The organism is Candidatus Anstonellales archaeon (genome assembly GCA_038869735.1).
GTDB lineage: Archaea > Micrarchaeota > Micrarchaeia > Anstonellales > CG1-02-47-40 > JAWCQO01.
Genome location: JAWCQO010000002.1, coordinates 14,875 through 28,843 on the forward strand (window position 1 = coordinate 14,875; position 13,969 = coordinate 28,843).

The following is a 13,969-nucleotide window of genomic DNA, read 5'->3' on the forward strand; positions in this document are numbered from 1 at the left end:
TTGCAGGGTTTTCATCCAACTACGTTTTTTACTATCCACGTAGGGTCAAAAGGACTTAAATCATCGTAATTCTGTCCAGTCCCAAAATAAATAACCGGAACCGAAGTAGCTCGAGCAATTGAGATGGCATTCCCTCCTTTAGAGTCGCAATCAAGTTTCGTCAGAATAATCCCGTCTATTCCAACTGCACTTTTAAACTCTCTTATCTGTTCTAAAACAGCGTTTCCACCAAAGCTTTCTCCAACATAAATTTTCATATCAGGAGCAGTGACACGCACGATTTTCTTAAGTTCATCAAGAAGATTTTTGTTTGTTTCTTGTCTTCCGGCAGAATCTATTAATACGACAGGAATTTTTTGGGCTTTTGCGTATTTTATTGCATCAAAAGCCACTGAGGCCGGGTCTGCACCGTAAGGACTCTTGATTAATCTAATACCCAATCTGCTTGCGTGGGCTTCTAACTGTTCAATTGCGGCGGCCCTAAACGTATCTGATGCTGAAATCACACACTCAAATCCTTCCTTTAGAAGCATATGTGCAACTTTTGCAATCGTAGTTGTTTTGCCAGACCCGTTCGGACCAATAAAAAGTATTTTTACTGGTTTTGGAGTATTACGAACTCTCTCAACCAAATCAAATTCAAATCCAGTGCTAGCTGCCTCTTCTAAGACGGAGAATAATATTTGGCGCACTTCTTCCTTGACCCTGTCGCTTCTTATTCGTCTTCCAAGCAACTTTTTTCGAAGACTATTAACTATCTCATCTGCAACTTCGTATGCAACGTCTGCTTCAAGTAGCGATAACTCAAAAGAGCCAAGTAATTCCTCTACCTCTTTTTCTGAAAGCTCAATTTCTGGAAAAAAAACAGTCTTTACCTTATTGATGGTAGAAAGCTCAACATCTTTTTTTACTTTTCCTAAAGCAGCTTTTTTTATACCCTCGATTTCCTGCCCTTCCCGCCCTTCCCTTTTATACGGAGCTTGCGATTCATTAACTTCCTTCTCTCCCACTTTTTCAGAAGAGGGACTTCGAGGAGAGACGGCTGAATGCTTTCCAAGAACGCCTTCCCCAATTTTTTCAACTTTCTCTATAAAGTTAGAAATCTTACTTTTGAGGAGGTTGAACATCCTTACCAATCTCGCCAGCTACCCGCCTAAACTCCATTTCCGCCTTCTCAAGCTTTTCTGACGTCTCCTCAATAGTCTTTCTTACAATTTCCTTAAGCCTCTTGTTTTCGTTTATCCTCCTCTCAAGCGCCTCTAAAGCTTCCTCCTGAGTTTTCTCTACAACCAGTCCAGCGCCTATATTTAAAAGAACATTATCCCCCTTTTTTCTTTTGCCCCTAACAAATACCCCTCCACCTATAGGAATAAGCAGAAGGTCGTCTTTACCTTCAGCTGATTCAAGTGTTTCCTTTGCAGCCATCATCTCGGTTTCTACTGCCTCAAGACCAGTAGCCTGTTGAATGAGAGCCTGAAGCTGCTGTCGATAGATTTCAATCTGCTGTGCAAGTCTCACACTATCTACGGAATCTTGCCGTTCTCCCTTTTCAACCATTTTATCTGACTCCTATAAACCCTATTCTATTCACTTCTACACTCTTTTATTTCAATCTGACTTCTTTTTAAACTATGGGTTGCTCCAAATTTTGCATACACTGAATCTATGGCATGCCTTTCACTTCTTGCCTCAACGATTATCCTAAATTGTCTCCTCCCACTCTTTAATCCAAGCGTTCCACTCACTGCAAATTTCCTCATACTTACTCCCCTTCCCCTCCTTCTTAAAGTATTCTAGCACCATTTTTTGCATTGCGCTGAGGAACGATTAAAATAGCTGTTTCACCGTCTTCACTTGCCGCAAGAATCATTCCCCGAGATTCTACCCCCATAATTTTTCTTGGCGCAATATTTGCAAGAAAAGCTACCTTTAGTCCAATCAAATCAGCAGGATGGTGGTTCTTTGCTATGCCAGCCATAACCGTCCTCTTTTCCTTTCCAATATCAACAACCAGTTTCAACATTTTATCAGAGCCTTGGACTTTTTCTGCCTCTGTAATCTGACCTACAACAAGTTCAAGTTTTGCAAAATCACCGTAAGACACTTCAACCATATTACCTCACCCTCTATACATACAACACTAAAGACCAAGCAACTCCCAAAATGCACCTACTTCTCATTAAAAACGGCTTTCCTCTCGTCTCTCCCAATTCCTAATGCTTCCTGGATATTTACTGATTCATACCCACTTGTTGCTTCTCCCATAAGACATCCCTTCGAATTTGCAACCATCCCAATCTTCACAAGCCCAACCCCCATATTCACCGTACCGACACCGCCTCGTACACCAAACACTTCCTCAAGGAACTCAAATTCTTCCTCAGAAATTTCGTTTGATGCAAAAAAGCCACAATTGGTAGCTACACAAACACTCCCTACCGTATCATAGCCTGCAAGTTGGCTCCTCTCCGTTGGCACTCCGAGGCAATCACCTATCTTTTTTATTTCGTCGTTTGTGATATTCTGGTTTAAAATTGCTCCCTTGTCATTTGCGCATATATTGTTTCCAGCAGCATTCCATTTACCAGAGATGACATATACATTAAGACCAAGATTCTTAAAAAACCGCCTCTCCTCCTCACTCGAGCTTTTTGGTAAAATTGCCCCATTCGAGTTTGCACAAATATAAATTCCAAGAAGCCCGGATTGTGCTGCTGTCGCTGGAATCGCCTCAACTCCAAATCCCGAAAAAGCCGCAAGAAACTTTTTAGAGGAAGAAGGAGGACAAAACACATAATCGTCAGTCGCAACTGCAAATATTCCAATATGCACGTTTCCATAAAATGACGTTTTTGCAAAATGCATATGGCTCCTCACTGCAACTTATTTTGTCTTCTCTACTACTTCAGCAGTCTTAGATTCTTCTTTCTTTGTTGCCCTCTTTTTCCTTTTTTCATCAGATTCCTTCCTTTTCTTTTCCCTCCTCTTTTTAGTCTCAGCAATCATCTCTTCCTCACCAAAGAGATACGCATTTGTCTGCTCTCCCTCCTTAACCACCTTAATCTTTAGCCGCCTTGGCGGTTTTTCAATCCCATCTCTCCAAACAGCGGAGTTAAGTACTGGAGAAATCATAACGCTATCGATATCAGCTTTCGCGTGCCGAGCAACAAATTCCCGCAAATAAGAAATAGCTTTTTTTGCCCGTACTCTCCTTGGATAGTCGTAAATTCCTCCAAAATTTATAGTATAAACACGCTCAACTTTTTCAACCATAATTACTCACTTTTCCTTTATATTCAACTTTTTTCTTCTCCAGTGCCTCCTCTCTTTATTTTGAATAATCCGCCTCTTTGTTTTTGCTACGACAAAAACAGGAATCCTCCTATTTGTCTTCATCGCATGAGCAAGTCGTGATTTTTTATATGGTGTCTTTTTTGACATAGTCCCCTCATCCATTCACTTTTTTATAAACTCTATTCTTGTCTCTCTCTTTTCTGTGAATTGAGAAAGCATATCCTTTAGTTGTGCATCTGAGATTTTCTGTCTGATTCTTCCGGACGATGCAGCTTGAGCAAGAGCAGCCGAGAACCTTGCGAAAAGTTCAGGGTTAGATATCCTAACATTCATTATCCGCTCATATGCCTCATCAGTTAAAATCATCCTCAAAACTGCCCTGAGCTGTGCTTCAGCCTCCTGCCTCTTCTGCATTTCTTCTAGCCGTTTTCTAATTTTTCTTTCTCGAATGCTTTCAAGGCTCTCCACCATAAAAATGAGGCACCCTCTTCTTTCCTTTCCTATTTACTCCCATTCAAAATATCTCTTGCTATTCCATCCAAAAATTTCTGTCCTGCAGGCGTAATCCTTCTTCCAGACTTTGTCTTTTCTAAAAATCCTACCTTCTCAAGGGCAAGAAACGCTCTCCTTATAATTGAGCCACTTGCCCTTACAAATCTTTCTCTGGCAACGCCTCGTTTCTTTCTTCCACCATAATGCACCCTAAGACGATTAACGCCAACAGGCGCAATATAAGCCTTCCTCATAATGGAAGCACATCGCAAATACCAAAAATTTTTCTGACTCGGCCTTCTTTCGGCATGAGCTCCTGACTTTACAAAGTCAAGATAATGTGGCCGCGGAAGCCCCATTGCTTCAAGTCTCTTTGCAGCTTCCATTATCAGCTTTCCAGGTTCGACATCATATACTAAAACCATTTTAACTACCCACTTAACCTCTTTATTAGGACTTTATTTTTTATCTCCAAGTATTTTTAAAGATTGGTTAAGAAAAACGTGGCATCTCGTTCTTTTCTTTTCCAAATATTCCAAAAAGCTTCTTTATAAATGTCTTTCCCCACGTGTCTCTTATTGTGTATGACTCAGGATGTGTCGTTTTAGGTGCCACAAATACCTCTTCTTCCTCTTTTTTCTCAACCGAAGCAGAATCCACAATCTTTTTTTCAATTTTTGATTCAATTTTTGAAATAGACTCAATTTTCGGATATTGTTTAGGGACAGTTTTGTCAAACCTCGGAGGCGGATGATATTCTTTGATTGGCATATACCTCTTTTTAGTCTCAGTTTCTATATCCTCTTCTACAAGAGGAGGTTTCTCTTTTGGACTCGTTCGCTCAATCTCCTCCTCTTTTATTATTTCCTCTTCTTTTACCTGTCTAAATTCACCTTTTTTTACTCCTACTCCAACCTCTTCTTTTAAATCAAAGTGCCGTTCATCCATCTTTTCCTCTCCCCTCTCTATTTTGCCCTCTTCAAGGCGCTTTCCAATATCCGACTCAGAGCCGATGCGCTCTCCTCCAAAAACTTTATCTGGTTCAATTTTGCCTGCAGAGATGGCCTCCATATCGCCTTTCTTTTCTTTTACCTTATCTATTGTGACGTCTTCAACTTCTTTTATCAAAACAGGTGAAGTTTGCGCTTCTCCAGCCGCCGTACTTTTTGGTTTTTTAACCTCCTTTTCCTCTATTTGCGTTGATTGTTTTGACAAATCAACCTCTCCTGTAATTTTTCTTAGCTGTTCAGAGATTCGCCAAATACCCTCTCTTAATTCAGCTATGTCCTGTTGCTTTGCAAAGTTACCTGCAGACAGCTCCTCAACGATTCTTCGCCTTATAGTCTCCTCTCTTTCAAGTCTCTCATCAATCCCAGAAATTCTCTTTACCTCTCGTCCAAATTCGCTTATCTCTGAGTTTATCTCCTCAATAAGGCGCCGTATTACCTTCTCAAAATTTGTCTGAGTCTCTTTTAACTGCTCCTTGAGTTGCTGGATTTCCTGCTCATTTTTTGCTATCCTTTCCCCAATTTCTCCTCTTATCTCCTCACTACTTTCTCTAAATCGTTCAACAAGCCTAGCGCTCTCCTCTTCTGCAGTCTTATGGTAATCCTTCAGCTTTGAGAGAATCGCTTCTGATTCCTCATAAAAAGATCGGTTTGTCTCTGCAATTTCATTTTTTGTATCCTCAACGTATTTCTTCAAGTAAGCTATCTCCTCTTCTATGGACCTGGCGAGGTTTTCTTTCAGCAATTCAAATTCTTGACGCATTTTTTCGCTTTCTCTTAAAAATTTGTCTATAGCCTCGCTTCTTATCTTTAAGGAATTTTCAAGTTCAGTTACTTCTGCCTTTGTTGCAAGAGACTTAAAGTCAAGCTTTAACTTCTCTCCATCTATGCGAAGTTTATTTACTGCGGATGTGATTTCAGATACGCGCTGAAACATCGGTTCAAAATTGGAGAATTTTTTTTGGAACATAACGTAAATATACTCTACCTTATCTGCATGCTGCTCTATGGATGCTTCTGTTTTTTTAAGCTCGGCAAGTTCTTTTTGCATCTCTTCATTTAATTCACGGATCGCATCAGCTCCACGAAATACAGCTATCCGTGCGCGAACATCTTTCAACTCTTCATTTATCTTATCCTGAAATGCGCTAATCTTTTCGTGGGCACCGGATAATTTTTCAATTTCAACTTCAAGTCGTTTTATTTCCTTCAACAGATGTTGAGGTTGCACTGCCTCTACAAGGGAAGCAGCAATTTCTGCTCTTTTCTTCAGCTCTACGGTATTCTTATCGATTTCAAAAATAGTGTTCTTAAGCTGTCCTATCTCCTCACTTATCTTATAAAACCTCTCTTCAGATATGCTCCGCATCTCCCGCAAGGCGGTTACTTGTGCCTTAAGCTTATCTATCTCTATTCCAAGCCGTACCCACGATACTTTCTCCCCGCTTGGGAGTTTTTCCCCCTCAAACTCCTCCTGCTTCTCAACTTCAGTAGCGTACTTCTCCTCACTTGATATAAGTTTTGTATCCTCTACTGCTTCACTTATCTCCGATGACTGTGTGTATGTTCCTTCTTTAGGTACTTCATTTTTTATCTTACTAGAAGCTTTTGCAGTGACAGCATCCTCTAACCCGGCCGTACTATCTTTTTTGTCCTTATTCTCTCCCTCCTCTCCTATCGCACGGGCTATGTCCTCTTCACCTGATGGAGGTTCAGCTTCTTCAAGCTCCTTCCTGAGTGACTCTATGAACTTACGGATGCCCATAACTCCTCTCTCTAGAGCTTTTAAAATATTTTAATCTATATAAAGATGAGTATCTGGGGTCAAAAATAACCAACTATCAAGCTTCCGCTTAAGAAACGTTGCTGTTTTACCTCTTTTTACAAAATTAGTGCCTCCCCTAATCCTCCCCCTAATTCTAATTACATTAATCAAAAAAACTCAACCCAAACCACCTAAAAACCCGAACACGCCCATATACTCTAAATAACAAACTACTAACATAATCCTTAAGACCAACCAACAAAACCCAACACAAGACATCAACAAATAAGTATGCTAAAATAAGTACAGTGCTCTTACTCAAAAAGAGTCATTTTATCTCTAACGCATCTAAGCCACAACAAAGACCAGGACCAGTACCTGTTCACTTATTGTACTTTCTTCACACTTAACCTTCCTGTCCCTGTTTCGTTTTATTAAAAAGCTTTTTTGCTTCAGCTTCACTTTTTCCAAGAAGAAAAGCAACCTCATCATACTCAAAACCATAGAAGTCAGAAACCGAAGGCGGGTCTTTAGAAAGTTGCACCTTTACAAGCTCAAAATAAGCACTAGATTTCTTCCTTGAGCCATGAACTTTCCTTCGAATTTTATCCAAAATTCGCTTCTTTATTTCCCTTCTTGCTTTCGTTTCAGACATTTTTTTAAGATAAGTTGGAAATGCATATACTAGAAAACCACTCCCCTTTTCAGGATTTAGAAGCGAGATTCCAGCTCCAAGAAGGTCAGCGGAATATCTCAAATAACCCCAATACTGTCTTAACAAGACTCTCCCGTCAAAAACATCTGCGCGAGATAACACATTGAACGCTGACGCAACGCCATCAATAGTCTTATACTCAATAGGTATGTTCTCATCAACCCACAATTTCAACATATCGCGTGTTTCTTCACACTCAAATACTTTTTTTCTTCCCTCTTCGTAACTCCTTGCCCGGAATATCTCTCTGACCGAATCAAATATATTCCGTCTGCGGTTCCTCTCAGAAGAAAAATTTTTTGCTTCGAGGTCGTTTATCGCACCCCTCAAATCACCATCTGCAAGATTTGCGAGTCTCTGAATATGCTCTCTTTCAATTTCTATGTTCTCCATCCTAGAAATTCTTTCAAGAACCCTAAAAATCGCATTAGAATTTATCTTTTTTAGCTGAACTTTGACGCATTCGTTTCGGATGTTACTAAGCTTCCTTTCATATGCATCCTCAGCAGTGAGAATTATCGGCTGTTGCGCGCTTATAACTATTTTCCTAGCAATATCTAAGAACTCTTCATCTTCACCAAAAACAGCATCCACATCTTCCATCAATATCAACCTTCTTCTTCCAAACAATCCTCCGCACATCCCCAGGGCATCCAAAATTCTGTCTTCTTTCCCCATCCTCCTTATATTGTCTGCTTCAAGCTCAACCACTTCAAATTCAAATTCCTTTGCAAGAGCCTTTACTATCGCGCTTTTGCCACTTCCGCTAGGTCCCCATATGAGAAGTGGTTTTTGAGCTTCTCCTTTCATCCACAACAGCACCCAGCGTCTGATTTCTTCCAGTGCCACCTGGTTCCCTGCAATATCCTCAAGTTTTTCTGGCGCATATTTTTCCAAAAAAGACATACTCCTTTTTCTGCCGCATCTTCTTAATATTTATATTCTTTTTCTCCAAAACTTTTTTAGAATTCAATGTGCCCAAACCTTCTCCCAGAATCGCAATACATCCTTTCAGAAATAACTATACGAAATATGCTTCTACCTCATGAGGTAGAACTTACAAAGAGATCTCTTATTCGCTGGTTCGCGCTTTCACTAGGGCTTATCTCTCCAAAAGAATCCCGTACCCTTATCCTAGACATCATAGAAGCTCTAATCTATTTCCATTTGGCATCGCATCAGCCAACCACGGAGGAAATAATCTCAAAAGTAGCTGAGCTGAGACGGGAAACTAAGACAAAAGAAAAAGCCATACGGTATCACATAACCCAACTTGTAAAGCGAGGCATCCTCACAAGAAAAAGGGGGAAATACTCCTTTTATTTAAATCCGGAAAACCAAGATAGAGACTTAGGGGCGGCTCTGGAATATCTATACATGCAAAACGCAAGGACTTCCTTTACAAACATAAAACGGGCCGTGCGAGCCCTATTAAGATAAGTCGGGATAGGTAATCCCCAGTTACCTCCATCCAAATACAACTCAGCCAAATAAACTTACGCAATAATTGCGACAAGGCAGAATAACTAATGCTACGAACCAACCAAGCAACAAATCATAAAGCCACAAAGCCACGTGGTATCAAGACGAGGAATAACCAATAAATATAAACACTCACAGAGTAAAATCAAACGTATGTCCGACTACTTGGAAAAGCTTCACGCACTCTACACGGATAAGCAACTTAATTTATTGATAGAAAAAAAGCTTTCTGAGTATTCCCACTTAATTTCACGCGATACCGCACTCTTCCTAATAGCAAAAGAAAACAACTGTATTATAGAGGAGACGGTCGACTCCTCCTCACTTCACAATCAACAATCGCGTTTTTCAATAATAGGTACCATTGTAAAAATATTCCCTCCCTACGAACACACAGCTGCAGGTACTAGCGAATCGCGCACAAAAACAAAAAGTCAACGACTTTGGCTCAGTGATGAAAAGGGAGTTTTTACCCTTGTCTTGTGGAATGAAAAAACAAATCTTACTTCAGGTACCATAGGGCTTGGTGATAAGATTAAGATAGTGGGAGCATATTTTAGAGATGGCGAAGTGCATCTTAGCGCAAGTGGAAGAATAGAAAAGCTAGAGCCCGCTTCAGTTACTAGACTATCAGACCTTAATACGAACGTGACTAACGCCATTTGCGTTGAGGGATCAATAACAGAAGTCTACCCCGACTATTATTATAAGAACTCAAGAGGCGAAGAAGTGGCGATGCGTTCATTTGACATCACTGACGGCACAGTAGTAGTAAATGTTTCAGTATGGCATGACCCACAGCTAGTAGCAAAGCTCCAACCAAGTGACCGCATTAGGCTCGAAAACGTAAAATTTAGGCGCGGGGGTCTTCACGTAAATTCAAATTCCCGCCTCATCCTTCTTGAAAGAAAGGAAGCCGGGCGTATAGAGGGGGTTGTTGAAGACATATCATTGGAAAAAGACTCTTTCAGAGTAAAAATATCTGGAGAAACATATCAAGTCCCTTTTCAATTAGGTTGGAGCCTGCTCCTTGGCTTATTCCAAATCCCTCCAGACGTCTCTCCATCAACAATTCTTGACATCAAAAAGAATGACGTTATTGGAAAGAAAATTTCAATAAATCTCCAACAAAATAGAGATGGAAATAAGAAGGACTAGCGGACTTCACCTCCCAGCTCCCAATTATAAATGTGCTCTTGGCCTTCTATACAATTATCTCTAATGAGAAAAGATTTGGAGGTATTCTTTATGGGCAACACACCTGAGAAATTTCAAAAAAAGCCAGATTTTAGAATAATCCAACCGTCTTTAGATGAAACAGGAAGAACAATTTACAAGGACATAGGAGCAATGTGGAAGAATGTATCAAAAAATGGCAACGACTTTTACACTCTTAAAATAGGAAGACTAAAACTTCTGGTCTTTCCAAACACTTTGGAACAAAGCCACAAACCAAGTACAAATCCTTCTCTAGAAAAAATCATAAATGAGTCCTTTGAGATGATAGCAAAACTCCCAGTTGAAGACAAGAAGCTTGAGGGGTGCCCCCTAGAGGATAAGGCCAACGCGAAATAATATTATATCCGTGCGGAGGTAATAATATGAAAAAAGGGGAAATAAACGAGATTGAGAATATGGAAGAAGCAGAAGAAGCGGGTTTTGAGGAAGCAACCGACAAGCCAAGTTCGGCACATTCATTAGAGGATTTGCCGGGAATAGGGCCTGCAACCGCACTCAAGCTAAGAAAGGCAGGCTATACTGACTTGCAAAAAATCGCTACTTCCTCTCCATATGAACTTCACGAAGTTGCGGATATCGGAATCGACACCGCAAAGAAAGCCATTGCAGCAGCCCAAGAAAGCCTTGAAATGAGTTATGAGCGAGCAGACGAAATACTTGACAGAAGAAAAGTAGTTGGGCGGATATCAACAGGCTCCAAGGAGCTTGATGCTCTACTCGGTGGCGGTGTAGAAACACAGGCAATCACTGAAGCCTATGGTCGATTTAGTTCTGGTAAGACCCAACTTGGATTCCAACTTGCGGTGAACGTTCAGAAGCCACGAGAAAAAGGCGGTCTTGAGGGAGGCGTTTTGTTCATAGATACAGAAAGCACCTTTAGACCCGAGAGAATAAAACAGATGGCAGAGGAAGAAAATATGGATGCGTTAAGTGTCCTAAAAAACATCCATGTTGCAAGAGCCATCAATTCAGATCATCAGATAATCCTCGTTGAGAAAGCAGACGAACTCATAAAGAAACATAACATAAGGTTGTTGGTAGTTGACTCAATGACAGCGCACTTCCGCGCAGACTATATAGGACGCGGGTCACTTGGAGAACGCCAGCAGAAACTAAATAAACATATTCACATGCTACAGAAACTCGCAGATCAGTTTAACATTGCAGTTTACATAACAAACCAAGTGATGGACAATCCTGGCATACTATTTGGAGACCCAACAACACCAATAGGCGGGCACGTACTTGCCCATTCATCAACGTATCGAATATACCTACGAAAAGGAAAAGACGACAAGCGCATTGCAAGGCTTGTAGATTCTCCTTCACTTCCAGATGGGGAATGCGTCTTTAGAGTAAGTTCAAAAGGAATATGTGACTAAAACCAATCTGAAAAGCTACCTTGGCAACAACGCTTCTTTGCGCATTCATAAAACGAATATTGGAGATTGGAGAGCAGAAAACCTTAACCTAAACGCTAAGGCAGGCTACCGCCAGCTTAACAAACGAGCGGATTTTTATTGACACCTGCCTCCCACTCTTTTTTTAATTAGTACAAGTCTCTTACAACTTAATCTAGCGCCCATGTAGAAAAAATTACAAAATAATTAAAACACAATACTCTCTAAACTATACTACCATTCTATAGGTGAACATAATGGCGAATGTGATTTTAGATGTAGGCTTAATCCTAATCCTTTCTCTGCTTGGCTCACTCATTTCCCTAAGATATAATGTCCCCATAGCACTCGGGCTTCTTATCACAGGTGCAATTGTCGGTCCAAACGGACTTTCAATAATTAGTTCAAAAAACATAATCGATGTTTTTATAGAAATCGGTTCAGTTCTCCTCCTTTTTACTATAGGGGTATCTTTCTCTCTTTCGCATATCATCCAAAATTCAATAAGAGCCCTGATGGTAACTATGCTGAAAATGGGTCTAGTATTCCTAACAAGTTACTTTTTTTGCCTCCTTTTTGGCCTGTCAGTTGATAACGCCATAATCATCTCACTTATACTCTCAATAACAAGCACAGCAATTTTTTCTGGACTCGTAAAAGGCGAACACTCACATCGAAGCGAGATATCTCTACTCTACTCAGTCTTAATACTAGAAGACGTCATAGGAATTGCAATAATAGCCTTTCTCTCAAGCCTCAAGGCAGAAACATTGAAATCAGCTACAATAAATATACTCCTCCCTCTTGGAGTTTCTCTTTTATTCCTTGGGATTGTATACGCCCTTTTTGAGCGTCTGATCAAACGCGTTGTATGGTATGTGGATTCCCTAAATAATCCCGATGCATTAATACTTACCGCATTCTCAAGTGCCGCCATTCTTTCTTTCATATCCTACTCCCTCAATCTTTCTTTTGGTATAGGCGCATTTCTTGCAGGTTCTCTGGTCTCCTCAGTACCGGCTTTCAAAAAAGTGGAACATCTCCTGATCCCGTTCAACTCCCTTTTCTCATCTATGTTCTTCTTTTCAATAGGGATGCTTTTTGATTGGAAAATTCTCTTTTCATCATTTGCATTGCTTGTAATACTTAATATAATAAACATAATCTCAAAATTCAGCGGAACATTTGTTTCCACATATCTTCTTGGAAGTGATTCTCGGGGCGCAGTATTCTCGGGGCTTGCAATGCTACCTGTAGGGGAATTCTCAATTCTTATAGCTCATGTAGCCCCGAAGTCCGGATTGGATGTTGTTAGTATAACAACCACAACTGTAGTCCTGTCCTCGCTTACTTCATTCATATTATTAAAATATGAACGAGAAATTCACACTATCGTTTCTAGACATATCCCGTATTATGAACGCACAAAGCTCTCAAGCCTCTCGAAATATCTCTGCAACCTTGCTGCATACATCGAACCCGGCGGAAGGGGGTTTAACCGATTTTTGAGTGATTGCTCAAGCGTGCTTTTATACAGCGCAATCATCGGAATAATTATTGGGGCTACACTCATAATCTCAAGCTTCTTTTCAGACTCACCCATTTCCATTTCCGGCATCACTATGAAAGACTTTATATACCTCCTTGGGTTTCTTCTTTTTCTTGCACCACTTGCAAACCTAACCCGCGCTTTAAAAGACACTCTTGAAACAGTCAGTGAAGCATTTCTCCAAAATGAAATCAGTGGAACCCCACTACGAGAAAGATGCACAAGAGGCATTGTCCTATTTACCATATTATTTCTCACATCAGCATTAATACCACTTCTTTTCTCAGCAATATCACTGCCACCACTTTCCTCCTCGCTTGCAATCATACCATTTCTAATGAGCATACTCTTTTTGTGGGACGCAGCCCGAACTGCTGCCCAAATATTAAAACAAACTAGCATAAGTCCTCATCTAAAAAAATACTTTTCTACTCGCGAACAGAGAGAGAAACTAAAAAAGAAAATAATTTAAATGTGCTTTCCCTTAATCTATGCGTGTATAACCACAACATTGCGCGGACTTACTTCGTCTTTCTTCTCCTCTTCACCTATTCAAGTTGCATTTTTTCAGGCAAATTTTCAGAAGAGCTTTTAGCAAAATACATGGGCAATGGCGAGGCAAACAGCAGTACCTTGGCGTATATCAACTCTAAGGCAACGCTTATCCCCTCATCTATCTCTTCATTTATCCATGATGGAGAGCGCTTGAACCTTATTGCTAAAACAACTGAAGGAAAAGAGATCTATGTCAAGGCTCTCGTAAAAAAGTCAGGTAACACCCTACAACTTGTTTATCTATCCCTAGGGTCGCACAACAACCCCACAGTAACTCTTACGATAAGTGAATCAGTTGCAGAAAGAATATACAAATCAAAAGACGAGCAAAAGGCGCTTGCTGATGCGCTTGCAAAAGGAGAGATTGCGTTGCAATTTCACCAAGACATAGTGCGTCAGTTTATTTGGTTCTTAGCAAAAACAGTATCGTGGGTAACAAACACTCTTTCCTCATCCTGATTACGTAAATAT

17 protein-coding genes are annotated in these 13,969 nt (G+C 40.4%); 6 read left to right on the forward strand and 11 right to left on the reverse strand.

Annotation, left to right across the window (positions count from 1 at the left end; translation table 11 throughout):
- Positions 1–11 precede the first annotated feature (11 nt).
- From ftsY to QXF67_01015, 11 genes are all read right to left on the reverse strand, one after another.
- Positions 12–1,127, reverse strand: coding sequence for a signal recognition particle-docking protein FtsY (gene ftsY / locus QXF67_00965; protein ID MEM3060088.1), 1,116 nt, complete (start codon positions 1,125–1,127; stop codon positions 12–14).
- Positions 1,105–1,557: a prefoldin subunit alpha gene (gene pfdA, locus QXF67_00970; protein ID MEM3060089.1), complete on the reverse strand. Its 453-nt coding sequence runs from the start codon at positions 1,555–1,557 to the stop codon at positions 1,105–1,107. Before pfdA ends, ftsY begins: the two co-directional genes overlap by 23 nt.
- A 26-nt stretch (positions 1,558–1,583) precedes the next feature.
- Complete coding sequence (rpl18a, locus tag QXF67_00975; GenBank protein MEM3060090.1) at positions 1,584–1,760, reverse strand: 50S ribosomal protein L18Ae; 177 nt, start codon at positions 1,758–1,760, stop codon at positions 1,584–1,586.
- A 23-nt stretch (positions 1,761–1,783) separates the two neighbouring features.
- Positions 1,784–2,113, reverse strand: coding sequence for a methionine--tRNA ligase subunit beta (gene metG / locus QXF67_00980; GenBank protein ID MEM3060091.1), 330 nt, complete (start codon positions 2,111–2,113; stop codon positions 1,784–1,786).
- Positions 2,114–2,169: 56 nt separating this feature from the next.
- Positions 2,170–2,865, reverse strand: a complete 696-nt coding sequence (locus QXF67_00985; protein ID MEM3060092.1) for a translation initiation factor IF-6 — start codon at positions 2,863–2,865, stop codon at positions 2,170–2,172.
- Between the two features lie 18 nt (positions 2,866–2,883).
- Positions 2,884–3,273 carry a 50S ribosomal protein L31e gene (locus QXF67_00990; protein MEM3060093.1) on the reverse strand — a complete coding sequence of 130 codons (390 nt, stop codon included), beginning with the start codon at positions 3,271–3,273 and terminating at the stop codon, positions 2,884–2,886.
- A 6-nt stretch (positions 3,274–3,279) separates the two neighbouring features.
- Positions 3,280–3,441 carry a 50S ribosomal protein L39e gene (locus QXF67_00995; protein MEM3060094.1) on the reverse strand — a complete coding sequence of 54 codons (162 nt, stop codon included), beginning with the start codon at positions 3,439–3,441 and terminating at the stop codon, positions 3,280–3,282.
- Positions 3,442–3,456: 15 nt separating this feature from the next.
- Positions 3,457–3,765, reverse strand: a complete 309-nt coding sequence (locus QXF67_01000) for a DNA-binding protein (GenBank protein MEM3060095.1) — start codon at positions 3,763–3,765, stop codon at positions 3,457–3,459.
- A 29-nt stretch (positions 3,766–3,794) separates the two neighbouring features.
- Positions 3,795–4,211, reverse strand: coding sequence for a 40S ribosomal protein S19 (locus QXF67_01005; protein ID MEM3060096.1), 417 nt, complete (start codon positions 4,209–4,211; stop codon positions 3,795–3,797).
- Between the two features lie 67 nt (positions 4,212–4,278).
- Positions 4,279–6,558, reverse strand: a complete 2,280-nt coding sequence (locus QXF67_01010; protein MEM3060097.1) for a hypothetical protein — start codon at positions 6,556–6,558, stop codon at positions 4,279–4,281.
- Between the two features lie 406 nt (positions 6,559–6,964).
- Positions 6,965–8,179, reverse strand: a complete 1,215-nt coding sequence (locus tag QXF67_01015) for an AAA family ATPase (protein MEM3060098.1) — start codon at positions 8,177–8,179, stop codon at positions 6,965–6,967.
- A 66-nt stretch (positions 8,180–8,245) separates the two neighbouring features.
- On the opposite strand from QXF67_01015, the gene QXF67_01020 reads away from it, so the two are divergent.
- The 6 genes from QXF67_01020 to QXF67_01045 all read left to right on the forward strand — a co-directional run bounded on the left by QXF67_01020 (position 8,246) and on the right by QXF67_01045 (position 13,957).
- The gene (locus tag QXF67_01020; protein MEM3060099.1) at positions 8,246–8,713 is read left to right on the forward strand and encodes a hypothetical protein; all 468 of its coding nucleotides are present in this window, start codon (positions 8,246–8,248) and stop codon (positions 8,711–8,713) included.
- A 195-nt stretch (positions 8,714–8,908) separates the two neighbouring features.
- Entirely contained in the window at positions 8,909–9,913 is a 1,005-nt protein-coding gene (locus tag QXF67_01025) for a hypothetical protein (GenBank protein ID MEM3060100.1), read from the forward strand.
- Positions 9,914–9,976: 63 nt separating this feature from the next.
- On the forward strand, positions 9,977–10,330 hold the full coding sequence (locus QXF67_01030) for a DUF736 family protein (protein ID MEM3060101.1): 354 nt from the start codon (positions 9,977–9,979) through the stop codon (positions 10,328–10,330).
- 26 nt (positions 10,331–10,356) lie between these two features.
- Complete coding sequence (gene radA, locus QXF67_01035) at positions 10,357–11,376, forward strand: DNA repair and recombination protein RadA (protein MEM3060102.1); 1,020 nt, start codon at positions 10,357–10,359, stop codon at positions 11,374–11,376.
- Positions 11,377–11,651: 275 nt separating this feature from the next.
- Complete coding sequence (locus QXF67_01040) at positions 11,652–13,415, forward strand: cation:proton antiporter (protein ID MEM3060103.1); 1,764 nt, start codon at positions 11,652–11,654, stop codon at positions 13,413–13,415.
- A gap of 23 nt (positions 13,416–13,438) precedes the next feature.
- A complete protein-coding gene (locus tag QXF67_01045) occupies positions 13,439–13,957 on the forward strand; it encodes a hypothetical protein (protein ID MEM3060104.1) in 519 nt (172 codons plus the stop codon).
- The last annotated feature ends 12 nt before the right edge of the window (positions 13,958–13,969 follow it).

What these genes read in the sequence shown, in the direction of transcription:
- ftsY (MEM3060088.1), bottom strand. Translation starts at nt 1,127, where the DNA reads ATGTTCAACCTCCTCAAAAGTAAGATTTCTAACTTTATAGAGAAAGTT.
- pfdA (MEM3060089.1), bottom strand. Translation starts at nt 1,557, where the DNA reads ATGGTTGAAAAGGGAGAACGGCAAGATTCCGTAGATAGTGTGAGACTT.
- rpl18a (MEM3060090.1), bottom strand. Translation starts at nt 1,760, where the DNA reads ATGAGGAAATTTGCAGTGAGTGGAACGCTTGGATTAAAGAGTGGGAGG.
- metG (MEM3060091.1), bottom strand. Translation starts at nt 2,113, where the DNA reads ATGGTTGAAGTGTCTTACGGTGATTTTGCAAAACTTGAACTTGTTGTA.
- QXF67_00985 (MEM3060092.1), bottom strand. Translation starts at nt 2,865, where the DNA reads ATGCATTTTGCAAAAACGTCATTTTATGGAAACGTGCATATTGGAATA.
- QXF67_00990 (MEM3060093.1), bottom strand. Translation starts at nt 3,273, where the DNA reads ATGGTTGAAAAAGTTGAGCGTGTTTATACTATAAATTTTGGAGGAATT.
- QXF67_00995 (MEM3060094.1), bottom strand. Translation starts at nt 3,441, where the DNA reads ATGTCAAAAAAGACACCATATAAAAAATCACGACTTGCTCATGCGATG.
- QXF67_01000 (MEM3060095.1), bottom strand. Translation starts at nt 3,765, where the DNA reads ATGGTGGAGAGCCTTGAAAGCATTCGAGAAAGAAAAATTAGAAAACGG.
- QXF67_01005 (MEM3060096.1), bottom strand. Translation starts at nt 4,211, where the DNA reads ATGGTTTTAGTATATGATGTCGAACCTGGAAAGCTGATAATGGAAGCT.
- QXF67_01010 (MEM3060097.1), bottom strand. Translation starts at nt 6,558, where the DNA reads ATGGGCATCCGTAAGTTCATAGAGTCACTCAGGAAGGAGCTTGAAGAA.
- QXF67_01015 (MEM3060098.1), bottom strand. Translation starts at nt 8,179, where the DNA reads ATGTCTTTTTTGGAAAAATATGCGCCAGAAAAACTTGAGGATATTGCA.
- QXF67_01020 (MEM3060099.1), top strand. Translation starts at nt 8,246, where the DNA reads ATGTGCCCAAACCTTCTCCCAGAATCGCAATACATCCTTTCAGAAATA.
- QXF67_01025 (MEM3060100.1), top strand. Translation starts at nt 8,909, where the DNA reads ATGTCCGACTACTTGGAAAAGCTTCACGCACTCTACACGGATAAGCAA.
- QXF67_01030 (MEM3060101.1), top strand. Translation starts at nt 9,977, where the DNA reads ATGAGAAAAGATTTGGAGGTATTCTTTATGGGCAACACACCTGAGAAA.
- radA (MEM3060102.1), top strand. Translation starts at nt 10,357, where the DNA reads ATGAAAAAAGGGGAAATAAACGAGATTGAGAATATGGAAGAAGCAGAA.
- QXF67_01040 (MEM3060103.1), top strand. Translation starts at nt 11,652, where the DNA reads ATGGCGAATGTGATTTTAGATGTAGGCTTAATCCTAATCCTTTCTCTG.